The sequence below is a fragment of the Streptomyces coelicoflavus genome, from assembly GCF_045041415.1.
GTDB lineage: Bacteria > Actinomycetota > Actinomycetes > Streptomycetales > Streptomycetaceae > Streptomyces > Streptomyces coelicoflavus.
The window spans coordinates 342,503-362,515 of record NZ_CP108218.1 but is presented as its reverse complement, the minus strand read 5'-3'; the positions used below and the strand labels follow the sequence as shown (position 1 = coordinate 362,515).

At 73.7% G+C, this 20,013-nt stretch carries 23 protein-coding genes; 2 read left to right on the top strand and 21 right to left on the bottom strand.

The window, feature by feature from the left end:
- The first annotated feature begins 72 nt into the window (after nt 1-72).
- Entirely contained in the window at nt 73-954 is an 882-nt protein-coding gene (locus OHA99_RS01650; protein ID WP_405693599.1) for a diacylglycerol kinase family protein, read from the top strand.
- A 54-nt stretch (nt 955-1,008) separates the two neighbouring features.
- On the opposite strand, the gene catB is transcribed toward OHA99_RS01650, so the two are convergent.
- The 21 genes from catB to OHA99_RS01545 all read right to left on the bottom strand — a co-directional run bounded on the left by catB (nt 1,009) and on the right by OHA99_RS01545 (nt 18,820).
- The gene (gene catB, locus OHA99_RS01645; protein WP_153176373.1) at nt 1,009-3,288 is read right to left on the bottom strand and encodes a catalase CatB; all 2,280 of its coding nucleotides are present in this window, start codon (nt 3,286-3,288) and stop codon (nt 1,009-1,011) included.
- Between the two features lie 135 nt (nt 3,289-3,423).
- The gene (locus tag OHA99_RS01640) at nt 3,424-3,651 is read right to left on the bottom strand and encodes a hypothetical protein (protein ID WP_153176372.1); all 228 of its coding nucleotides are present in this window, start codon (nt 3,649-3,651) and stop codon (nt 3,424-3,426) included.
- A gap of 148 nt (nt 3,652-3,799) precedes the next feature.
- Complete coding sequence (locus OHA99_RS01635; RefSeq protein ID WP_366471583.1) at nt 3,800-5,695, bottom strand: DUF2264 domain-containing protein; 1,896 nt, start codon at nt 5,693-5,695, stop codon at nt 3,800-3,802.
- The gene (locus OHA99_RS01630; RefSeq protein ID WP_381500937.1) at nt 5,692-6,723 is read right to left on the bottom strand and encodes a hydroxyacid dehydrogenase; all 1,032 of its coding nucleotides are present in this window, start codon (nt 6,721-6,723) and stop codon (nt 5,692-5,694) included. The genes OHA99_RS01635 and OHA99_RS01630 overlap by 4 nt, the downstream gene beginning before the upstream one ends.
- Nucleotides 6,720-7,583, bottom strand: coding sequence for a carbohydrate ABC transporter permease (locus OHA99_RS01625; RefSeq protein ID WP_153176369.1), 864 nt, complete (start codon nt 7,581-7,583; stop codon nt 6,720-6,722). The genes OHA99_RS01630 and OHA99_RS01625 overlap by 4 nt, the downstream gene beginning before the upstream one ends.
- On the bottom strand, nt 7,580-8,566 hold the full coding sequence (locus tag OHA99_RS01620; protein ID WP_153176368.1) for a carbohydrate ABC transporter permease: 987 nt from the start codon (nt 8,564-8,566) through the stop codon (nt 7,580-7,582). Before OHA99_RS01620 ends, OHA99_RS01625 begins: the two co-directional genes overlap by 4 nt.
- A gap of 26 nt (nt 8,567-8,592) precedes the next feature.
- Nucleotides 8,593-9,924, bottom strand: a complete 1,332-nt coding sequence (locus tag OHA99_RS01615) for an ABC transporter substrate-binding protein (RefSeq protein ID WP_153176367.1) — start codon at nt 9,922-9,924, stop codon at nt 8,593-8,595.
- A 126-nt stretch (nt 9,925-10,050) separates the two neighbouring features.
- Nucleotides 10,051-11,157 carry a substrate-binding domain-containing protein gene (locus OHA99_RS01610; RefSeq protein WP_153176366.1) on the bottom strand — a complete coding sequence of 369 codons (1,107 nt, stop codon included), beginning with the start codon at nt 11,155-11,157 and terminating at the stop codon, nt 10,051-10,053.
- 106 nt (nt 11,158-11,263) lie between these two features.
- Nucleotides 11,264-11,575, bottom strand: coding sequence for a gas vesicle protein K (locus tag OHA99_RS01605; protein ID WP_007389469.1), 312 nt, complete (start codon nt 11,573-11,575; stop codon nt 11,264-11,266).
- Nucleotides 11,572-11,820, bottom strand: coding sequence for a gas vesicle protein (locus OHA99_RS01600; protein ID WP_016325204.1), 249 nt, complete (start codon nt 11,818-11,820; stop codon nt 11,572-11,574). Before OHA99_RS01600 ends, OHA99_RS01605 begins: the two co-directional genes overlap by 4 nt.
- On the bottom strand, nt 11,817-12,671 hold the full coding sequence (locus OHA99_RS01595) for a GvpL/GvpF family gas vesicle protein (protein WP_381500934.1): 855 nt from the start codon (nt 12,669-12,671) through the stop codon (nt 11,817-11,819). The genes OHA99_RS01600 and OHA99_RS01595 overlap by 4 nt, the downstream gene beginning before the upstream one ends.
- Nucleotides 12,668-13,018 carry a gas vesicle protein gene (locus OHA99_RS01590; protein ID WP_153176363.1) on the bottom strand — a complete coding sequence of 117 codons (351 nt, stop codon included), beginning with the start codon at nt 13,016-13,018 and terminating at the stop codon, nt 12,668-12,670. Before OHA99_RS01590 ends, OHA99_RS01595 begins: the two co-directional genes overlap by 4 nt.
- 24 nt (nt 13,019-13,042) lie before the next feature.
- Nucleotides 13,043-13,972 carry an SRPBCC family protein gene (locus tag OHA99_RS01585; RefSeq protein WP_405693594.1) on the bottom strand — a complete coding sequence of 310 codons (930 nt, stop codon included), beginning with the start codon at nt 13,970-13,972 and terminating at the stop codon, nt 13,043-13,045.
- Nucleotides 13,969-14,529, bottom strand: coding sequence for a hypothetical protein (locus OHA99_RS01580; RefSeq protein ID WP_153176361.1), 561 nt, complete (start codon nt 14,527-14,529; stop codon nt 13,969-13,971). Before OHA99_RS01580 ends, OHA99_RS01585 begins: the two co-directional genes overlap by 4 nt.
- A complete protein-coding gene (locus tag OHA99_RS01575) occupies nt 14,526-14,804 on the bottom strand; it encodes a gas vesicle protein GvpG (RefSeq protein ID WP_153176360.1) in 279 nt (92 codons plus the stop codon). The genes OHA99_RS01580 and OHA99_RS01575 overlap by 4 nt, the downstream gene beginning before the upstream one ends.
- Nucleotides 14,805-14,808: 4 nt before the next feature.
- On the bottom strand, nt 14,809-15,597 hold the full coding sequence (locus OHA99_RS01570; RefSeq protein WP_405693592.1) for a GvpL/GvpF family gas vesicle protein: 789 nt from the start codon (nt 15,595-15,597) through the stop codon (nt 14,809-14,811).
- Nucleotides 15,594-16,127 carry a gas vesicle structural protein GvpA gene (locus OHA99_RS01565; RefSeq protein ID WP_153176358.1) on the bottom strand — a complete coding sequence of 178 codons (534 nt, stop codon included), beginning with the start codon at nt 16,125-16,127 and terminating at the stop codon, nt 15,594-15,596. Before OHA99_RS01565 ends, OHA99_RS01570 begins: the two co-directional genes overlap by 4 nt.
- Before the next feature lie 36 nt (nt 16,128-16,163).
- Nucleotides 16,164-16,481: a gas vesicle protein gene (locus tag OHA99_RS01560; RefSeq protein ID WP_405693589.1), complete on the bottom strand. Its 318-nt coding sequence runs from the start codon at nt 16,479-16,481 to the stop codon at nt 16,164-16,166.
- Nucleotides 16,482-16,524: 43 nt separating this feature from the next.
- Entirely contained in the window at nt 16,525-17,178 is a 654-nt protein-coding gene (locus tag OHA99_RS01555; RefSeq protein WP_153176356.1) for a class I SAM-dependent methyltransferase, read from the bottom strand.
- A 99-nt stretch (nt 17,179-17,277) separates the two neighbouring features.
- Nucleotides 17,278-18,102, bottom strand: a complete 825-nt coding sequence (locus OHA99_RS01550) for an SDR family NAD(P)-dependent oxidoreductase (RefSeq protein WP_405693587.1) — start codon at nt 18,100-18,102, stop codon at nt 17,278-17,280.
- A gap of 70 nt (nt 18,103-18,172) precedes the next feature.
- Entirely contained in the window at nt 18,173-18,820 is a 648-nt protein-coding gene (locus OHA99_RS01545; protein ID WP_381500923.1) for a TetR/AcrR family transcriptional regulator, read from the bottom strand.
- 113 nt (nt 18,821-18,933) lie between these two features.
- Between OHA99_RS01545 and OHA99_RS01540 the strand changes: the two genes are divergently transcribed.
- Nucleotides 18,934-19,947, top strand: a complete 1,014-nt coding sequence (locus tag OHA99_RS01540) for a zinc-binding dehydrogenase (protein WP_108988490.1) — start codon at nt 18,934-18,936, stop codon at nt 19,945-19,947.
- Nucleotides 19,948-20,013: the final 66 nt, after the last annotated feature.

The following is a 20,013-nucleotide window of genomic DNA, read 5'->3' as shown; positions in this document are numbered from 1 at the left end:
CCCCGCCCGGCCGAGCACCCCCAGCCCGTGAGACAACAGTCCGGCACCACCCGTCAGCCCGGAGGCACATCGATGCGACAGTTCACCGCCGTCGTCAACCCCACCGCGGGCGGCGCCACCTCGGCCGCCGCCCTCCTCGGGGTGGCCCGGCTGCTGCGGGAGGCCGGGGCGGAGCTGGAGACCGAGTACAGCCACAGCCTCGCCCACGCCCGGGAGCTTGCCCGGCGGTCCGGAGCGTCGGGGCGGGTGGTGCTCGCCGTCGGCGGTGACGGCATGGCGGGCGGCATCGGCGGCGCCCTCAGCGGAACCGGCGCCGTGCTCGGCCTGGTCCCGGCCGGGCGCGGCAACGACTTCGCCCGCGCCCTGAGGCTGCCCACCGAGCCGGCCGCCCTGGCCGAGGTGCTGCTGCACGGCGACCCCCGACCCGTCGACACCATCGAGGTCACCTCGGCCGTCCACGAGCGCACCGTCGTCCTCGGCAGCGTGTACGCGGGTGTCGACGCGCTCGCCAACCGGCACGCCAACCACGCGCGGCTGCTGCGCGGCGCCGCCTCCTACTACGCGGGGGCGGTGCGGGCCGTGGCGGGCTGGCGTGCGGCGGGCTACCGGGTCACGGTCGACGGCGAGGAGCACGCCTTCAGCGGCTACACGGTGGTGGCGGCCAACTCCGGCTACTACGGCTTCAACCGCCTCGTCGCCCCCTCGGCCCGGGTGGACGACGGCCTGCTGGACGTGGTGATGATCCACGACGCCCCGCGGCGGTTGTTCTTCGCCCTGATGAACGAACTCTCCACGGGCGCCCACGTCCACCGGCCCCAGGTACGCGTCCTGCGCGGCCGGGAGGTCCGCATCGAGGCGGACCGGGCGATACCCTACGGCGCCGACGGCGAGGTCGAGGCCGTCGTACCCGTCACCGCGAAGGTGCTGCCCGGAGCGCTGCGCGTCCTGTGCTGAACGGGCCGTGGGGCCGGGCGCCGACCTGGACGCCCGGCCCCACGGCCCGGTGGATCAGCCCCGGGGCGTGGTGAAGCGTTCCCACACCCGGTGCGAGCCCATCAGCTCCGTGACCCGTTCCAGGGCCGCGGTGCCCGAGTCGGCGACGATCACCCCCGGCGCGTCCGCGGGCACCCCCGACGCCTCGAGCGCCGGAGTGCCGCCGGCCCAGACGCCGATCGCCTTGCCGTGCCGGAACGCCTCCGACAGCAGCAGGCTCACCCGCGGGTCGATCGTCCCCGGTCCCGCGGGCGCCGGGCCCGCCTTGTAGTCCCGCGGGGTGTAGGCGTCGCCGCCCATGTCCGGCGTCCCCGCGATCAGCACCGCGTCGAACTCCACCGACCGCGCGGTGACGTAGCTGCGCTGCACGGTCAGCGCGGCGTCGCCGGAGCCGAGGGTGCCGCCGGTCGGCGCCACCACCAGCGGCACCATCCCGGCGTCGAGCACCGCCTCCCGCACCGCGCCCACGCCCTCCAGGTCGGCCCCGCCGGTCACGATGCCGACGACCCGGCCGTCCAGCGGCCAGACGCCGCCCACCTGGGACAGCGCCGGGCTCGGCTCGACGTCGGCCAGTGGCACGGTCGGCTCCGGGGCGGGCAGACCGAGGCCCTCGGCGACCCCCGCGCACAGCTCGGGGTCGATGTTGGCCAGCACCTGGAGCGTCCGCTCCCGGATCGCCTGCTCGTAGCACTTGCCCAGCTCGAAGGTGTAGGCGCCGACGATGTGCTCGCGCTCCACCGGGCTCATGCTCAGCCAGAAGCGGCGCGGCTGGCTGAAGTGGTCCGCGAACGACTCCGGAGCCTCCCGCACCTTCTTCGACTCCGGCACCCGCACCGGCGCCTCGACGAACGCGCTCATGTCCGCCCCCGCGGTGAACGGGCAGCCGCCGTCGAGGGAGTTGGGCCGGTAAGGGGCCACGCCCCGGTGCACGGCGCTCTGGTGCATGCCGTCGCGCAGCATGTCGTTGACCGGCGCCTGCGGCCGGTTGATCGGCAGCTGCGGGAAGTTGGGGCCGCCCAGGCGGGTGATCTGCGTGTCCAGGTACGAGAACAGCCGCCCCGCGAGCAGCGGGTCGTCGGTGACGTCGATGCCCGGCACCAGGTGCCCGACGTGGAACGCGACCTGCTCGGTCTCGGCGAAGTAGTTGGACGGGTTGCGGTTCAGGGTCAGCAGCCCGACCGGCTGCACCGGCGCCAGCTCCTCGGGCACGAAGTTGGTCGGGTCCAGCAGGTCGATGCCCTCGAAGGTCTGCTCCGGGTTGTCCGGGAAGGTCTGGATGCCCAGCTCCCACTGCGGGTACGCGCCCGCCTCGATGGCGTCCGCGAGGTCCCGGCGGTGGAAGTCCGGGTCGACGCCGTTGATCAGTTGCGCCTCGTCCCACACCAGGGAGTGCACGCCCAGCTTGGGCTTCCAGTGGAACTTCACCAGCGTCGTGGCGCCCTCCGCGTTCACCAGCCGGAAGGTGTGGACGCCGAAGCCCTCCATCATCCGGAAGGAGCGCGGGATGCCCCGGTCGCCCATGAAGAAGATGGTGTGGTTCGTCGCCTCGGTGTGCAGCGAGACGAAGTCCCAGAAGGTGTCGTGGGCGCTCTGCGCCTGCGGGATCTCCCGGTCCGGGTGCGGCTTCGCCGCGTGCACCACGTCCGGGAACTTGATGGCGTCCTGGATGAAGAAGACCGGGATGTTGTTGCCGACCAGGTCGAAGACGCCCTCGCTGGTGTAGAACTTCGTCGCGAACCCGCGGGTGTCCCGCACGGTGTCCGACGACCCGCGCGAGCCGACCACCGTGGAGAACCGCGTGAACACCGGCGTCTCCACGTCGGCGGCCAGGAACCCGGCCTTGGTCACCGAGGCCGCCGTGCCGTAGCTCTGGAACACCCCGTGCGCACCCGCGCCCCGGGCGTGCACCACGCGCTCCGGGATGCGCTCGTGGTCGAAGTGCATGACCTTCTCGCGCAGGTGATGGTCCTGCAGCAGAACGGGACCGCGCGGACCGGCCTTCAGCGAGTGGTCGGTGTCGTACAGCCGGGTCCCCTGGGCGTCCGTCAGATAGCTGCCGGACTGCGCCACCCTGGCCTGGTCCGCTCCCGTGGGCTGTCCGGTCGGTGACACCGTGTCCGGGCCGGTCTGGTCCGGCTTCGGCGGCAGCGGCTCGCGCGGCTCGGTGGGTTCGGCGACGGGGGGCGACTCGGGACCCGGCCTGCCGGGGATCCCGTCCGGCGGCCCGCCGGCCTCGCCGTGCAGGCCCTCGGTCACCTTGCGGACTGCTCGCTTGAGGGGATTGGCCTCGCTCATCGGCCGTTCTCCGTTTCTGTGCGGGCCGCTGCACGCGCCCGGTCGTGTTCGGGTACCGACTGCCGTGGTGGGCCGTGACCGCGTACCCAGCGTCCGGGACTCAAGGCATGGGCGCGAGGAACGGAGGCGGTGGGCTCAGGTGACGGTCTGTCCGTCGTGGATGCCGCCCCGGCAGAGCGTCGTGAAGGAGCCGGTCCCGTCCCCGTCCGCCGAAATGATGATCACTCCGCCGCCCTGGATGCACTCGGTCGCCGTCACCTCGCCCGGCAGGTCCGGGACGCGGAGCACCGCGGCCTCCGCTCCGGCGGCGCTCAGGGCCCACACGGCCAGGGCCGCGATCACGGTGCACGACGACTTGCGCATGGAGACGGCTCCTTGTCACGGCTGCCGTTCCAGCCTCACCGGCCCGGGCACGCCACGCCACCGGGGGCGCGCGTGCGGGGGAGCACGCACGGCGGAGGGCCCCGACCGCGGCCACGGATCGGAGCCCTCGAACTGCCGCCGTACCGGACTAACCGTCCGTGTGCGTCACCTCCACCGGCCCGAACGAGACACGGGTGCGGGCGCCGTCGGCCGCCCAGACGACCTCCACGGCGTCCTCGCCGGGCACCACGCCGGTCACCGCCTCGGCCACCGGCACGCTCACCGGTTCCCCGGTCAGCACGGCCAGGCCGGCGTGCACGGAGGTGCCGCCCGCCGCGCCGGACAGCCGGGGCAGCTCGGCCCACGGCACGTACGCGGTGCCCTGCGGGGCGCGCACGGTCTCCGCCCCGGGCTCCCAGCCGCACAGGCCGTGCAGCACGGAAGTGAGGGGCTCCTCGGGGCCGGTGGCCCACCCGGTGTGCGTGACCCGTGCCCCGGGCGGCGCCCCGACGACCCGGTGCACCCGCAGCTCGTACGGACCCCGGGCCACCGTCACGCTCTCCACCCGCAGTCCCGGCACCATCGGCGGCCCGGCCACGAAGACGGGCCGGTGCCAGGAGGCCGCCCAGCCCCAGCCCTCACCCCCTCCCGCGCCCAGCGGACGGACCCGGCGCCGCACGCTGGACCGGCCGTTCACCTCGACCGACAGGTGGTTGTCCGCGATGTTCTCCCGCGCGGTGGGACCCGTCCGGGTCGAGTAGGCCTGCCGGCCGTAGTGCGGGTCGTCCTCGGCCGCCGACTCGCCCTCGTGCGGGCGGACATGGTCACTGCCGTGGTTGTGCAGCCGTACGATCCCGTCGGCGCGGGTCGCCTGCACCAGCAGCCCCGGCGCGGGCAGCGCCAGGACCCGGTCGGCCTCCTCCACCGGCGCGGGCTCCTCCGGTGCCGTCCACAGCGGGTGGTCGGCCGGGGCGAGCAGCGACACGAACGCCTTCGACGCCCAGTACGGGGAGGCCGGGCCCGAGTACGGTTGCAGGGTCGCCTCGTGCGGGCCGTACCAGCCGAGGCTCAGCACCCCCTCGTCGGTCAGCGCCCCCCGGTCCACGAAGTACCGCAGGCTGCCGCTGGCCAGCCGCCGCGAGGCACCCGGCGACAGCGGGGTGTGCCCGGTCAGCGCGCCCAGGCCGACGGCCGCCGACGCGGCGAAGCGGTAGGTGAGGGAGCGGCCGAAGTGCAGCGGTGCTCCGTCGGCACCGAACATCAGGGCGAAGCCGTCGAGGTGGGCGCGGAGCCGGTCCCCGTAGTGGGAGAGGGCGTCGGTGTCGCCGCCGAGGTGGGCGTCGAGCACCGGGTAGAGGTGCAGCGCCCAGCCGTTGTAGTGGTCGAAGGCGCGCCCGTCGCCGTCGGCGTACCAGCCCCCGCCCCGGTACCAGCCCTCCATCAGCTCCAGCGCCCGCTCCCGGGCCGCGGCCGTCTCGGCGTCGCCGCGGCCGACCGACTCCAGGAACCCGGCGACCGTGTACGGGAACAGGTACCAGTTGTTCGGCGCCGGCACGTGCCGCAGCGCCCCGCGCAGCCACTCCTCCACCCGGTCCTGCACCCCGGCGTCGAGGTTCTTCCACAGCCACGGCGCGGTCAGCCGCAGCCCCAGCGCCACCGACGCCGACTCCACCATGGGCTGGCCCTGCACGTCGTGGTCGAGGATCAGCGGCCAGGACTCGGCGTCGTCGCGGCCGGGGGAGCGGGTGCCCGAGGCGAGGCCCTCCGCGTAGCGGTCCAGCCAGCCGTGCGGGTCCGCGCCGTCGGCGCCCGCGACGCGGAAGCCCGCCGCGAGGAAGGTCCGCGCGAAGCCCTCCAGGCCGTCGGAGCGCACCCCCGAGCGCGAGGGCCGTCCCGGCAGGTCGAGCAGGGCGCGGCCCGGGGTGCTCCAGCGCCACGCGGCCCACAGCAGCCCGTCCGCGACGGCCTCCCAGTGGGCGCGGGTGTAACCGGTGTACGGGCTCGACGCACGGTCCTCGGTGGGCAGTTCGAACGGGATGCTCATGCCAGGAACGCCAGCCTTTCGCGTCGTACGGGGTGGAGGAAGCCGGTGCCGGACGCCCAGCGGGACGTCTCGGCGAGGGCGAGGTCGGCCAGCCGGCGCCACTCGTTGCCCTCGGAGCCGGCCAGGTGCGGGGTGATCAGGGCGTGCTCGCAGTCCCACAGCGGATGGTCCGGCGGCAGCGCCTCGGGGTCGGTGACGTCCAGGACGGCCCGGATGCGGCCCGCGAGGACGGCGTCGGTGAGCGCCTCCTGGTCGATCACCGCCCCGCGGGAGGTGTTGATCAGCACCGCGTCGGCGGGCATCGCGTCGATCAGCGGACGGCTCACCAGACCACGGGTCGTCGGCAGCAGCGGGGTGTGCACGCTGACCGTGTCGCAGCGCGCGAACAGTTCGGGCAGCGTCACGCTCTCCACACCGAGTTCGGCGGCCTCCGCGTCGCCGACGTACGGGTCGTGCAGCAGGACCCGTACATCGTGCGGCCGCAGCAGTTCGACGACCCGGCGGCCGATCAGCGAGGCCGACAGGATGCCGACCGTGCGGTGGTAGTTGCCGACGCCGCGCGGGGTGCGCAGCCAGTCGCCGCGCGTCCGGGCGGCCCGGAAGTCGCGGGCCCGCTCCAGCACCCGCTTGCCGCTGAGCAGGATCATGCCGAGGGTGTACTCGGCCACCGGCAGCGCGTTGGCGGCGGCGGCCGAGGAGACCTCGACGCCCCGCTCCCAGCACGCGTCGGTGACGTGCCCGCGGACACTGCCCGCCGTGTGCACCACGGCCCGCAGCCGGGGCGCCGCCCGCAGTACCTCCGCGTCCAGCGGCGGACAGCCCCACCCGGTGATCAGCAGCTCCACGTCCGCCAGTACGGATCTCGCCCGCGCCGTCGTCAGGTCGTCCAGCACCGGGAACGGCGCGAGGTCGCAGACCCGGCGGTAGGCGGCGAGGGACTGGGGGTCGAGGACGGCCGAGGCGGCGTCCGGGGACATGGCCACGGCGGCACGGGGCCGGTGGCCGGGTCCGGGGGCGTGCACGGTCACTTGACGGCTCCGGCGGTCAGGCCGCTGCGCCAGAATCGCTGGAGCAGCACGAAGGCGAGGATGAGCGGCAGTACGGCGAGCAGCGAGCCCATGATCACCACGGGGTAGTACTCGGGCGACACGGACGCCGAACTGTTCCACTGGTACAGGCCGAGACTGACGGGATACAGGTCCTGGTCGGACAGCATCACCATGGGCAGGAAGAAGTTGTTCCAGATGGCGGTGAGCTGGAAGAGGAAGACGGTGATCAGACCGGGTCCGAGCATCCTGAGCGCCACCCGCGCGTACGTGGTCAGCTCCCCGGCCCCGTCCACACGCGCCGCCTCCAGCACCTCGTCGGGCACGTAGCCCCGCGCGAAGATCCGCCCGAGGTAGACGCCGAACGGATTGAACAGCACCGGGATGAACACCGCCCAGAAGGTGTTGACCAGGCCGGCCTCCGAGGCCATCAGGTACAGCGGCAGCGCGAGCACCGTCTGCGGCACCATGACCGCCGCGAGCACCAGGCCGAACAGCTTCTCCTTGTGCCGGAAGCGGTACTTGTCGAAGGCGTAGCCGCAGGCCACGCTCACCAGCGCGCCCACCGCCGCCCCGATGACGGCGTACAGCAGGCTGTTGACGTACCAGCGGCCGTACAGCCCGCCGTCCATGGCGAACAGGTCCTGGATGTTCCGCAGGAACGAGAAGTCGCTCAGGGACAGCAGGTCGCTGCTGAACAGCGCGTCGCGGTTCTTGGCCGAGGCCAGCACCAGCCACAGCACGGGCAGCAGCGTGTAGAGGACGGAGACGGCGACGACCACGTTGACCGTCGCGCGGCCCAGCAGCTTCGGACGGAGCAGGGAACTGCCGGCGGCGCTCATCGAGCCTCCTCGGAGTCGGCGCGGCTGGTGAAGCGGGTGACGCCGTACGACAGGGCGATGGTGCACACCAGCAGGACCACCGAGGCGGCCGCCGCGAGGCTGTAGTTGTTGCGGGTGAAGGCCGCGTCGTAGATGTACATGCTGGGCGAGAACCGCGAGTTGATCATCGGGGAGGACTGGCTGAGCAGCATCGGCTCGGTGAACAGCTGGAGCGCCCAGATCAGGGTGAAGATCGCCACCATCACGATGGAGGCCCGCACCAGCGGAGTCTTGACCTGGAGCGCCGTGCGCACCGGCCCGGCGCCGTCGACGACGGACGCCTCGATCACCTCGCGCGGCACGGCCTGGAGGGCGGCGTAGAAGACCACCATGTTGTAGCCGAGGTTGCTCCACAGGGCGATGTTCACGATGGACGGGACCACCGTGTGCACGCCCAGGAAGTCGATCGTGATGTCGCCCTTCGCGAACAGCTCGATGACCGGGCTGATGCCGGGCGTGTACAGGTACAGCCAGATCAGCGCGGCGATGATGCCGGGCACCGCGTGCGGCAGGAACAGCCCGAGCTGGGCGAAGGCGCGCAGCCGCACCACACCGGAGTCGAGGAGCAGGGCGAGGGCGAGCGCGCCGACGACCATCAGCGGGATGTAGATGAGGCAGTACAGGGCGACGGTGCCGAGCCCGCCGAGGAAGGTGGGGTCGGTGAGGACGGCCGCGTAGGAGCGCAGTCCGACGAAGACGGTGCGTTCGGGGCCGAAGCCGAGACCGGGCTGGTCGTCGCTGAAGAAGCTGAGGTAGACGGCGGTGCCGACGGGGATCAGGAAGACGGTGACCAGCAGGGCGAAGAACGGCGTCATGAGGACGCCTGCGGCGGTCAGTTGACGGCGCTTGGCCGCTCTGCGGGCGCGCTGGCCCGAGTCGGAGGGTGCCGGGGAGGCGGCGCGGGCGGCGCCGGCCGGCACCCGTGCGGGGGTGGTCGTGGTCATGGGTGTGTCACCTGCCTTTCGTCGGCTCAGGTGCTGTGCTGGGTGGTGGACAGGCCCAGGGCCTTGAGGTCGGGCATGGTGCCCTCCTGCGCGCTGCGCAGCGACTCGACGAGACTGCCCTGGCCGCCGCCGACCCGGGCGAAGGAGTCCTGCATGACCTTCTGGGTGGCGCTCATACGCGGGCCCCAGAGCCACTGGTCGCCGATCTTCTCGGCCTCTTGCTCGAACAGGGTGTAGATGTCCTGGCCGCCGTAGTACGAGCGGTCGAAGGCCTCGCGGCCCACGGGGACCAGTCCCGGCGCGGCCGGGTACTGGCTGCTGGTGCCGCTGGAGAGCCGGGCGCGCAGGGAGTCGGGGTGGGAGACCTGCCACTCGATGAACTCCATCGCGGCCTCCGGGTGCCTGCTGTCCTCGGTGATCGCGAAGGTCGACCCGCCGTGCGTGCCGGTCGAGGGGCTGCCGGTGTCCCACTGCGGCATCGGCGCGATCCGCCACTGGCCCTTCTGCCCGGGCCGCGCGTTCATCTGCGCGCCGGCGTCCCAGGCGCCGCTGAGCCGGGTGAGGACCAGGCCGTTGCCGATCTGCGCGTCGGACTGCCTGCTTTCGACGGCGTTCATGAAGACGTCGTCCCGGTCGATCAGCCCCTGCCAGTACTCGGCCACCCGTCGTGAGGGAGCGTCGGCGAGCGAGACGTTCCAGGCGCCCTTCGAGGTGTCGAACCACTGGGCGCCCGCCTGCCAGGCGTAGCAGGCGAACTGCGTCATCCCGTCGGTGGGGAAGAGCGCCAGCCGGCGGTCGGGTGCCTCGCGGCGCACCGTCGCGGCCTGCTCGGCGAACTCGTCCCAGGTGCGGGCGGCTTCGAGCCCGTGGCGGTCGAACAGGTCGGCGCGGTAGTGCATCACCATGGGCTCGACGTCCAGCGGCACGGCGAACACCCGGCGTTCGAAGGTGGTCAGTCCGAGCGCCTGCGGCAGCAGCTTGCGGCGCAGGCCGTCGCTCATCAGATCGGTGATGTCGCGGGCGACGCCGTCGATGGCGAACCCCGGCACCTGCGGGTATTCGAGAGTGGCGACGTCGGGCGCGTTCCCGGCCCGCGCGGCGTTGCTGAGCTTGGCGTAGCCGCCCTGCCCGCCGGAGGGGATCTGCTGGAACTCCACCTGGACCGTGCGGTGGGTGCGGTTGAACGCGTCGACCACTTCCTGGCTCCCGCGCAGGGCGGACCAGAAGGTGATGCGGGTGGTGGTGCCCGTGCGGGCCGACGATGCGCCGTTCCCCCCGCTGCAGGCGCTCGCGGCTCCTGCAAGGGGTAGGGCGGTCATCGCGGCGAGCACGGAGCGACGGCTGGGTCGTCCGGGCATGGCGCCTCCGCGGCTCCTGCGGGTCCGCGCGGGTGCGGACACGACTCTTCGAGACACCCGGAATCCTGAACGCCCTGTCTCAAACGGTCAATAGATCGATCAGAAGAAAATGAAACGCTCAAACGCTCATTCGTCGAGCGGTTCGGTCAACGGGTCCGTCGAACCCCGCACCATCAGCCGCGGCAGCAGCTCGATCCGCCGGCCCGGCCGCCGGCTCCCGGGTGCCTCGGCCAGCCGCTGGAGCAGCAGCTCCGCCGCCGCGTGCCCGACCTCCGCCTTCGGCGGCGACACGGCCGTCAACGCGGGCGAGGCGAGACCGGCCACCACATCGTCGTACGCGACCACCGAGCAGTCCTCCGGCACCCGCACCCCCTCCTCCGCGAGCCGCTGCACCACCATCAGCGCGTCCACGTCGCCGTGCAGCACCATCGCGGTGGCACCCACCTTGCGCATCAGCGCCGACGGCTCGGCCGTCTCGTCCGCCGAGTAGGGCCCGTCGGCCCCGGCCTCCGGTGCGACCAGCGTCCACGCCCACCGCTCCACCAGGGGATGCGCCCCGGCGATCTCCGTGAAGGCGGCACGCAGCGAACGGGCGGTGGGGCTGTCGTGCCGGGTGGCGACCACGATCCGCCGGTGCCCGAGCCCCACCAGGTGCTCCACCGCGAGGTGCGCGCCGTACCAGTGGTCCGAGCAGACCGAGTCCAGGGCGTGCAGCGCGCTGCCGCGCCACGGACGGCGCTCCATCAGCACCGTCGGCACACCGACCCCGGCCAGCCACTCGTGATCGGCCTCCTCGTCGGCCCGGCCACGCCAGCGCGGGGCGATCAGCAGCCCGTCCGCGCCGTCCGACAGGGCCCGCTCCACCAGTGGCCGCTCGGCACCGGAGGCCTGCGGCGCGAGGTGCAGGGCCATGCGCACCCCGGCCCGCTCCAGGACCGTGCGCGCCCCGTGCAGCGTCTCGGTCAGGTAGGAGTGCCGTACCGGGACCACCACGGCCACCCGGTCCCCGCCTGCCGGGACCGGATCGTGGGCCGTCTCCTGGGCCGGCAGCGTCGACCGCACGACCCCGTGGCCGCGGCTCAGCCTGCCCTCGCGCGTCAGCTCCTCGACGTCGCGGCGCACGGTGACCACCGAGACCTGCAACTCGTCGGCGAGGTCGCGCACCCGCGCGGTGCCGCGCGCCTGGACCGCCGCCAGTATCCGCTGGCGCCTGAGATCGACCGGCTCCCGCATCAGGGCTCCCCACCCGAGAATGTTCGTTTGAGCGATTCCGCGTCATCATAACGATCGCTCGCGTCGGGTGCCGGGTGCCGGGTGCCGGGTGCCGGATTCCTGTGTCCTACGGTTCCGGGTCCGAGAGGAGGGGGCCCAGCGGGCCCAGGTCGAGATTGAGGTCGGAACGGCTCAGTCCGTGCTGGGCGCACAGGTCGTCCATGCGCTCGTCGAGCAGCATGAGCGCCGTGCCGAGCCGGTCCTCCTGCTCCGCGCTCAGCGTCCCCTCGTCGAAGCGGCGCACGGCCTGGCGCTCCATGAGCTGGCGCAGCAGCTCCACCACGGTCAGGACCAGCGCGGCCAGGTCGTTGGTGACCCGCTCGGGATCCAGGTCGAGGGCGTGGGCGGTCCGGGCGGCGCGGGCCCGGGGCGCCGTCACAGCGGCCCGCTGTCCGGCCAGGGGGCGGGCACCCGCTCGTTCACCGACGACAGCAGGGCGTGCAGGGAGATCCGCACCAACGGCACGTCCGCGACGGCCAGCACCAGGTCGCCGCTGACCACGACACCGGTCGCCAGCACCCGGTCCAGCAGGTCCACCAGGGGCACCCCGACCGGTGCGTACGGCTCCGGGCCGCCCCAGGGCACGGGCGCCGGGCCCGGCGTACGGGCGTCCGGGACGGTCATGCGGGGACCTCCTGATCCGGGGCGGCCTGCGGGTCCTCGTCCCAGCGGGCGAAGGAGTACGGGATCCACGGACCCGAGGCGTCCACCCGTACCGCCGGACGCCGGCCGTCGGCGGTGAGCCGCGCCAGGGCCTCGGCGAAGGCGGTACGCCGCGCGTCCTCCACCAGGTAGGCGACGTTGAGCAGTTGCGGCGCGCGTCGTCCGGTCAGCCGCTCGCTCTGCGGACGGTGCCGTGTCGCGGCCACCGCGTACCGCCGCAGCTCCGCGTCGACGGCCTCCGCCTCGGCCAGCGCCCTGTCGTGGGCGCCCTGGCGGTCACGCCGTCGTGCGCTGATCCGGGTGAGGTAGGCGCGGCCCCCGGCGCCGGAGCCGGTGCCGGTGCCGGCGCCCGCTCCGGTGTCCGTGGCGGGCTCGGGCGGGGACTCGGCGGCGTGCACCTTCACCGCCCACTCCGTACGGTCCCGGAGGCGGTCGAGCAGTGTGACCAGCACCGGCTGCCGGGCGGCCACCGCCCGCGCCGCGGTCAGGTCGCCGCGGTACAGGGTCGCCATCGGCAGCGGCACGACGGGTCCCCGCCCGGCCGCGGCCTCCACGCCCCGGTGATGGGCACGCGCGCAGCGTTCCAGGTCGTCGGGCCGGTTGAGGCGCTCCGTCAGCGCCTCCGCGTCGAACAGGGCCGCGGGGACGTCCTGAACGACCAGGCACAGGTCGCCCGCGCTCAGGACGCGCAGCGGACCGCCCTCCTCGTGCCCCCTCGCCGCGGCCAGGGCGGCCGGGTCCGGCGGGGTGCGGGTGACGGCGAAGGCACAGACGACGCCGGGGGCCGCCGGTCCGGCGGCGGTCGTGCTCATCGCACGGCTCCCGTCGTCTCCCCGGTGGCCCCCTCCAGGGCGTCGAGGCGCTCCCGCAGCCGCGCGTTCTCCTCGGCGAGCGCGTCCCGCGCCGCCCGGGACGACAGCGCGGGATCCGTCTCCCACCAGTCGATGCCGGCCTTCTTCGCGGTGTCCACCGAGGCGATGAACAACCGCAGACGGATCGTCAGCAGCTCGATGTCGAGCAGGTCGATCTTGATGTCGCCGGCGATGACGATGCCCTTGTCGAGGACGCGTTCCAGGAGGTCGGCCAGGCTGCCGGAGGGGGGCCCGTAGGGCTCGGTACCCGGACCCGCGCCCGGGTACGGGTGGTCGAGGTCGGTCACCGCGTACTCCTCGCGGCGGCGTCGTCAGCGACGCGGGCGGGCACGCCGGTCGTCCTCGTCGTCGTCCTCGTCCGCATACGGCTCCTCCTCGTCGTCGTCCTCGTACTCGTCCTCTGCGTCCTCGGGGTCCTCTTCGTCTTCGTCTTCGTCTTCGTCGTCTTCGTCGTTCTCGTACTCGGACTCGTCCGGTTCCTCGGCGTTCTCCTCCTCTTCCAGCGCCTCCTCGTGGCTCTTGACGACCTCGCCGTCGCGGATCTCGCCGCGCCAGCCCTCGACCTCCTCCTCGTCGGCCAGTGTCACGTGCCGCGCGAAGTGCTTGAGGTCCAGCCGCAGCCGGCGTCCCTGGGCGCGCCAGAGGTTGCCGGTCTTCTCGAAGAAGCCCGCCGGGTAGTACTCGACGACCACGACGACCCGGGTCAGCCGGGGCGCCAGCTCGTGGAAGCTGACCACTCCGTTGGTGCTGCCCTTGGCGCCCTCGGAGGTCCAGGTGATCCGCTGGTCGGGGACCTGCTCCTGGACGGTCGCCTTCCAGCTGCGCGTCGAGAAGGCGATCTTGGCCGTCCAGTCCGAGGTCACCTCGTCGTGGGGGCTGACGCTCTGGACACCCTTGGTGAAGCCGCTGAAGTCCTGGAGCTGCGTCCACTGGTCGTAGACGGTGCGCAGGGGGACGCCGATGTCGACGGTCTCCATGATGTGCGTCGCCTTGACGCTGCCGCCGCCGCTGCCCTTGGAACCGCCGCCGCCGCCCCCGGAACCGCCGCCGCCCTTCGAGCCGCCGCCGTTCTTGGAGTCACCCCCGCCGGCCGACTCGGTCAGGCGGTCGGTCAGGGAACCGACGCGTTCCCCCGCCCTGCCGACGAGTCCGTGACCCGCGGCGGAGAGGTAGCCGCCGAGCGCGTCCTTGAGATCACCGAGGGGAGAGGGCCCGTCGTCGCCCTGCCGGCCGGGGGTCATGCGCGCCCACCCCCGCGCCCGGCGTCCCGGACCACCGTCCGCTGCGCGGGTCCGGCCGTCTTCCTGGCGGCGGCCTTCTTGGCCGCCTTCTTCGCGGGCGGCGCGCCCTTGCGCGGCGGAGCCTTCTTGGCCGCCTTCTTCGCTGTCTTCCGGGGCGGCGCGGGCCGCCGGTCCTCCTCGCGGTCCTCCTCCTCGAAGTACGCGTCCTCGTCCCAGGTGTCGTCGCGGCCGTCGTCCGGCCGGCCCTCGTCGGTGAGCGCGTCCGTACGGTCGCGGAGGGTGTCCGCGAGGCTGGTGAGGCGGCGGTTCGCCGCGGCGGTGACGGCCGCGCGTCCGGCGGTCAGCAGCTCGCCCCTGAACTGGTCGGTCAGCTCCTGGAACTGCGGCGTCCGCTGGAGACCGCCGAGCCCCTGGCCGAGGACCTGGCCGGGGGAGAGGCCGACGCGTCTGCCCACGAGGTAGGAGCCGACCGCGAAGGCCAGCTTGGCCTTCCTGGTGCGCCCCAGGAGGTATCCGCCCGCCACGGCAGCCGCCATGGCCGTCCTGCTGTCGTTCATACGTGTCGTCTCCGCGCTGGATTCGTGGTGGTGGTACGGCCGGTGGGCCGGGTCGGGCGTTCGAGAAGGGTGAGCAGGCGCTCCTCCTCCCGTTCGAAGGCCGCCTCGTCGATGGCGCCCTCGTCCAGGGCCCGGTTGAGCGCGGCCAGCCGCGCTTGTACGGCGCGCGGGTCGTGCGCCTGGCGCCGGGCCTCCTGGAGCAGGTGGTCGGCGATCCACGCCGTGCCGCGCACCGGAGCGAGGGGCAGCAGGAGGAGACCGCTCACGATGCCCATGCGGTCACCGGCCGGCCGGCGGTGCGGGGCGCGGGTCGACGAAGCTGTAGCAGGGCAGCGGTCCGGTCACGCTGAGGGCCAGCCGGTCGCCGCAGGCCCGGGACCGTTCCGCCACCGCTTCCCTGAACCGCGTCTCGTCGGCCAAGCGCAGCAGGAACGACGCGCTGAGGACCTGCTCGTCGTCGGTCGCGCCCTGCACCGTCCGCACGGCGAGCGGCGCCAGTCGGTCGACGACCTCCCGGGCGGCGCGCCGTGCCTCGCGGCGCACACCGAGGGCGATCGCCTCGCCGAGCCGGACGTTGGCCTCGTAGTCCGGGCGTAGCCGGGTCCGCAGGGCCAGGGTCCGCAGTCTGTCGTCGCGGCGCACCAGGTCGGCGAAGTGGCCGGGGACCACCGTCCCCTTGACGTTGAGTTCCACGCATCCGCGTACGCCGTCGAGCTGCCGCGTCAAGTGCGCCGCGTCGGAGCGCAGTTGGGCGAGGAGGGCGTCGGTCCGGGGGCTGAGGACCGCGAATCGCATGGGCAGCACCGGCCCCTGCGCCGCCAGTTCGTCCAGGACGGCCTGGTGGGCCAGCAGGTCGCGGCGCCGGGGCCGGAGCCGCGGGGGCGCGTCCGACACCGCGGCGCACAGCCCGGACTCGGTCAGCAGCCCGACCGGCGAGCCGTCGACACCGGGGGAGCGGGGGACACGGACGCCGGCCGGGGTGATGCCGTAGACATACAGGGCCTTGAGGGCGGCCGCGGGCCCGGGGGCTGCGGCGGACTCGGGGGCGGTGGTGGCGGGCGCGGTCATCGGTCCTCCTCCTCGGTGCGCCGGCGGGGGCGGGGGCGGACTCGGGGGCGGTCGTCCTCGTCGCGGGGGCGCGCTGCGGACCTGCCGCGGGGCCGCTGCGCGCTCCGGGCGCGCTCCGTGCGTTCGCGGGGCCGGGCCTCCGTCTCCTCGGGCTCCTCCGCCTCCTCGTCGTGCGCGGGCTCGTGTTCCGGTGCGAGGACGTCGCGCACCTTGTCGGTCAGCGAGCGCGCCGTCCGCCGGGCGCCCGCCCTGCCCACGGTCTTGGCGACCGGACTGCCGAACATCTCGGGCACGGTCTTGGAGCGCACGTCGTGCTCCAGGTCCAGCCGGTTGCAGGCCTCGGCGAACCGCAGATAGGTGTCGACGCTCGCGACCACGATGCGCGCGTCCACCTTGAGGATCTCGATGCCGACCAGGGAGACGCGCACGAAGACGTCGATGACCATGCCGCGGTCGAGGATGAGTTCGAGGACGTCGTAGAGGGTTCCGGCGCGGGGCGCGCAGACGACCTCGTCGTCGTAGGTGATCATGCGGTGGTCCTTCCGGGTGCGGGCCTCACGGTCCGCTCACTGGTCCTGGGCACCGCGCCGGTAGCGCGCGACCCTGCGGTACTGGATCAGGTCGCCCGCCGGGTTCAGCTCGACCTCGTAGGTGGCGAGCAGGCTGGTGGTGTCGGGGATGCGCGCGACCTCGAGCACGTCCACGTTGACGATCCAGCCGCCGTCCTCGCTCCGGCACACCGCGGAGACCCCTTCGAGGTGGTGCCGGATCAGCTCGGACAGGGCGTCGGCGGCGTGCCGTGCGGCGTCGCGGGCGTCCCGCACACCCCGCTCGCGCGTGGCCGTGGAAGTGGTGCGGCGCCGTCGCTCGCCAGGTTCTGTCATGCTGCCCACTCTGACCGTGGGACCCCGGTTCGCGCGTGCGCAGTTACCCCATCCGGGGCTGCCCCGTGCGCCGGCAGTGCAGGAAGAGGTGCGGCTCCGGCCGGGCGTCCGGGTGGGCCGGGGTGAACATCGACGCCTCCTGCGCCAGCACCTCCAGGCCCGCGTCCTCGGCCAGGGCGATCAGCTCCTGCGCGGGGAAGCTGGTCACGCGCACCGGCTGGCCCATGAAGGTGGCGTCGACCCCGTCCACGTCCAGCGGCACGGTGGCCAGGACCAGGTAGCCCTCCGGCCTCAGCAACCGCGTCAGGCGCCGTACGAGATCCCGCTGCTCCCGGCGGTCCAGCTGGAGCAGTGAGAAGTACACGCAGACGGCGTCGAACGAGCCGTCCGCGAGCGGTACGTCACGGACGTCGGCGCACTGGAAGGTGGCGGCCGGCACCTGCTGCGCGGCGAGCTGCACCATGACGGGGGAGACGTCGATGCCCAGCACCGCGTGCCCGGCGTTCGCGAGGGTCTCCGCGGTGGGCCGGCCCGTGCCGCTGCCCACGTCCAGCACCCGGCTGCCCGGCGCCAGCCGCGCCAGCAGCCACTCCAGCGAGCGGCGGTGCGTCCTCGACCCGGCGAACGCCTTCTCGTACTCGGCGCCCAGCGCGTCGAACGCGGCGGCGGCCCGCGGGCGTTCCCGGTCGTCGGTCACGGCGTTCCCTTCGGTGCGGTGAGCCGGTGCCCGGGCATCGTTCCACCGGGAACGGGCCGCCGACAAGGGGCCCTTCGGGCGACGGTGCCACGGGATGCGCTAGCGGTCCGCATCCCGCGCGTCCTGGGTGTCCCGCGCGTCCCGCGCCGTCCCCGGTTCGGCCATCCGGCGGTGCACCGCGGCCTTGACACGGTCCGGCAGCACCTTGTCCGCCACTCCCTGGGCCTTGGTCTTCGCCGAGCCGGTGACCAGCTTCCCGCGGCCCTTCATGACCGCGTCGAACGCCTGCCGGGCGACCTGCGCCGGGTCGTCCTTCGGCATGGTGCCGACCTTGGTGTCCGTCATGCCGGCCCGCCGGAAGAAGTCCGTGTCGGTCGGCCCCGGCATGAAGGAGGTGACGGTGACACCGGTGTCCCCGACCTCTTCCTGCAACGCCTGCGCGAAGGACTGGACGAACGACTTCGACGCGTTGTAGACCGACTGGAAGGAGCCCGGCATCGTCGCCGCGACCGAGGACGTGAACATGAGCCGCCCCACCCCGCGGGCCACCATGTCCCGCAGGAGGGGTTTGGCGAGCCGCACGGTCGAGGTCACGTTGAGGTCGATGACGGACTGGTCGTCGGCGAGGTCGGTGTCGACGAAGGCGCCGCCCTGCCCCACCCCGGCGTTGAGGGCCGCCACGTCCACCGCGAGCCCGGTCAGGGCGGCGACCAGGTGGTCCACGCCGTCGGGGCTCCTGAGGTCCGCGCGCACGGCCCGTACCTCCACGCCGGTCTCCCGCAGCCGCTGGGCGGCGTGCTCCAGCCGTTCGTCCTCGGCGCTGACCACGAGGTCGTATCCGTGTTCCGCGAACAGCGCGGCGAGTTCGTACCCGATGCCGCTGGACGCCCCGGTGACCAGGGCGAGCGGCCTGCTGCCGTCCATGGTTCCTCCGTCCTCGGCGCACCCGCGCCCCTGACGACCGCCGGGTGCCCCGATCCGGGCCCTCCCATCATCACGGTCCGGCACCGGCCGGGCCGCTCACCCCGGACGGGCCCCGTCCGGGGCCGGGTCCACCCGCTCGTGGGCGGGCCCCGTCCAGGGCCAGGTCCACCAGCCCCCGTACGAGCACGTCGTCCAGCGGCGCCCCGCTGAGCAGCACCCGCACGAACAGCGGACCGCTGACCGCTTCGATCAGCAGTCCGGGATCGGTGTCCGCGGCCAGTTCGCCCCGCTCGGCGCCGCGCCGGACCATCACCACGGCGCGGTCGAGACGCTCGCTCCAGTAGGGTCCGCGGCGGTCCTCCAGGGAGTCGTCCTGCTCGACGCTCAGCCGCAGCAGCGCCCGGCCCTGCGGGGTGGCGAGGAGCCGGGCCAGGGCGGAGAAGAACGCCAGCAGGTCGTCCCGCACCCGCCCGGTGTCCGGGACCGGCAGCGCGGCGTCCAGCTCCGTGGTCAGCGCGTCCAGGATCAGGTTCTCGCGGGTGCCCCACCGCCGGTACACGGAGGTCTCGTGCACTCCGGCCGCCCGGGCCACGGCGCCGACCGTCGCGCCCGCCAGACCCTCGCTCGACAGCAGGTCCACGGCGGCGGCCAGCACCGCCCGCCGCATCCGCTCCCCGCGGCGGCGCAGGGGCGGGGCGACGGGTTCCGGTGAGCTCATCGGACCAGCGTAAAGCAAGTCGTCCTGCGTTGGGTGTACGGTTAACGCAAGTCGACCTGCGATGGACCCGCTGGAGGCCGTCCGGGTCGCCACCGCACCGAGGAGGTCCCGTCATGGCGCAGATGCTCGCCGCCCGCCTGCACGTCCCGAGCCGCACTTTGCGGCTCGAGGAGGTGCCCCGCCCGCAGCCCGGCCCGGGGGAGGTGCTGGTCAAGGTCGAGGCGGCCGGCGTCTGCCTCTCCGACGTGCACCTCATCGACGGCACCCTCACCCCGCTGCTCCTCCGGGGCGACACGGTCACCCTCGGCCACGAGGTCTCCGGCACCGTCGCCGAGACCGGCGCGGGCGTCACCGCCTGGTCGCCCGGGCAACGGGTCGTGCTGCACGCCGGCGAGGCGCGGGACGGCGTCACCTACACCCGCGGTGTCGACTACGACGGCGGCTGGGCCGAGTACGCCCTGTCCGCCGCCGACGCCATGACCCCGCTGCCCGACACCATCCCCTTCGAGCAGGGCGCGATCATCCCGGACGCCGTGTCCACCCCGTGGGGCGCGATCACCGAGACCGGCGCGGTCCGGCCCGCCGAGGCGGTCGGCGTGTGGGGCGTCGGCGGCCTCGGCGTCCACGCCGTGCAGCTGCTCCGGGCGATCGGCGCCTGCCCCGTCGTGGCCGTCGACCCGAACCCGGTCGCCCGCGAACGCGCCCTGGCCGCCGGAGCCGACCTCGCCCTGGACTCCGCCGACCCCGAGCTGCGGCAGACGGTCCGCGCGGCCACCGGTGGCGCGGGGCTGGCCGCCGCCTTCGACTTCGCGGGCGTGCCGCCCGTGCGCGAGCAGGCGGTCTCCGTCCTCGCGCCCAAGGGACGGCTGGTCCTGGTGGGCCTGACCGACAAGCCGCTCACCGTCACGGACGGCACCCGCTTCAGCTACCTCCAGCAGCGGGTCCTCGGCCACTACGGCTCCGACATGCCGGTGGCGCTGCCCCAGCTCCTGCGGCTGATCCAGGGCGGCCGCCTCGACTTCTCCGGGTCCGTCAGCGGGGTGCTGCCGCTCGCCGAGGCCGCCGAAGCGGTCGCCCGGCTCGAGAAGAAGCAGGGCGACCCGATCCGGCTGGTGCTGCGCCCGTGAGGTGAGGGAAACCTGAGAATCCCCGCGGTGGTTGAACACTCCGGCCCCCGGTTCCGTATGGAGCCG

What these genes read in the sequence shown, in the direction of transcription:
- OHA99_RS01650 (WP_405693599.1), top strand. Translation starts at nt 73, where the DNA reads ATGCGACAGTTCACCGCCGTCGTCAACCCCACCGCGGGCGGCGCCACC.
- catB (WP_153176373.1), bottom strand. Translation starts at nt 3,288, where the DNA reads ATGAGCGAGGCCAATCCCCTCAAGCGAGCAGTCCGCAAGGTGACCGAG.
- OHA99_RS01640 (WP_153176372.1), bottom strand. Translation starts at nt 3,651, where the DNA reads ATGCGCAAGTCGTCGTGCACCGTGATCGCGGCCCTGGCCGTGTGGGCC.
- OHA99_RS01635 (WP_366471583.1), bottom strand. Translation starts at nt 5,695, where the DNA reads ATGAGCATCCCGTTCGAACTGCCCACCGAGGACCGTGCGTCGAGCCCG.
- OHA99_RS01625 (WP_153176369.1), bottom strand. Translation starts at nt 7,583, where the DNA reads ATGAGCGCCGCCGGCAGTTCCCTGCTCCGTCCGAAGCTGCTGGGCCGC.
- OHA99_RS01620 (WP_153176368.1), bottom strand. Translation starts at nt 8,566, where the DNA reads ATGACCACGACCACCCCCGCACGGGTGCCGGCCGGCGCCGCCCGCGCC.
- OHA99_RS01615 (WP_153176367.1), bottom strand. Translation starts at nt 9,924, where the DNA reads ATGCCCGGACGACCCAGCCGTCGCTCCGTGCTCGCCGCGATGACCGCC.
- OHA99_RS01610 (WP_153176366.1), bottom strand. Translation starts at nt 11,157, where the DNA reads ATGCGGGAGCCGGTCGATCTCAGGCGCCAGCGGATACTGGCGGCGGTC.
- OHA99_RS01600 (WP_016325204.1), bottom strand. Translation starts at nt 11,820, where the DNA reads ATGACCGTCCCGGACGCCCGTACGCCGGGCCCGGCGCCCGTGCCCTGG.
- OHA99_RS01595 (WP_381500934.1), bottom strand. Translation starts at nt 12,671, where the DNA reads ATGAGCACGACCGCCGCCGGACCGGCGGCCCCCGGCGTCGTCTGTGCC.
- OHA99_RS01585 (WP_405693594.1), bottom strand. Translation starts at nt 13,972, where the DNA reads ATGACCCCCGGCCGGCAGGGCGACGACGGGCCCTCTCCCCTCGGTGAT.
- OHA99_RS01580 (WP_153176361.1), bottom strand. Translation starts at nt 14,529, where the DNA reads ATGAACGACAGCAGGACGGCCATGGCGGCTGCCGTGGCGGGCGGATAC.
- OHA99_RS01575 (WP_153176360.1), bottom strand. Translation starts at nt 14,804, where the DNA reads ATGGGCATCGTGAGCGGTCTCCTCCTGCTGCCCCTCGCTCCGGTGCGC.
- OHA99_RS01570 (WP_405693592.1), bottom strand. Translation starts at nt 15,597, where the DNA reads ATGACCGCGCCCGCCACCACCGCCCCCGAGTCCGCCGCAGCCCCCGGG.
- OHA99_RS01565 (WP_153176358.1), bottom strand. Translation starts at nt 16,127, where the DNA reads ATGATCACCTACGACGACGAGGTCGTCTGCGCGCCCCGCGCCGGAACC.
- OHA99_RS01560 (WP_405693589.1), bottom strand. Translation starts at nt 16,481, where the DNA reads ATGACAGAACCTGGCGAGCGACGGCGCCGCACCACTTCCACGGCCACG.
- OHA99_RS01550 (WP_405693587.1), bottom strand. Translation starts at nt 18,102, where the DNA reads ATGGACGGCAGCAGGCCGCTCGCCCTGGTCACCGGGGCGTCCAGCGGC.
- OHA99_RS01545 (WP_381500923.1), bottom strand. Translation starts at nt 18,820, where the DNA reads ATGAGCTCACCGGAACCCGTCGCCCCGCCCCTGCGCCGCCGCGGGGAG.
- OHA99_RS01540 (WP_108988490.1), top strand. Translation starts at nt 18,934, where the DNA reads ATGGCGCAGATGCTCGCCGCCCGCCTGCACGTCCCGAGCCGCACTTTG.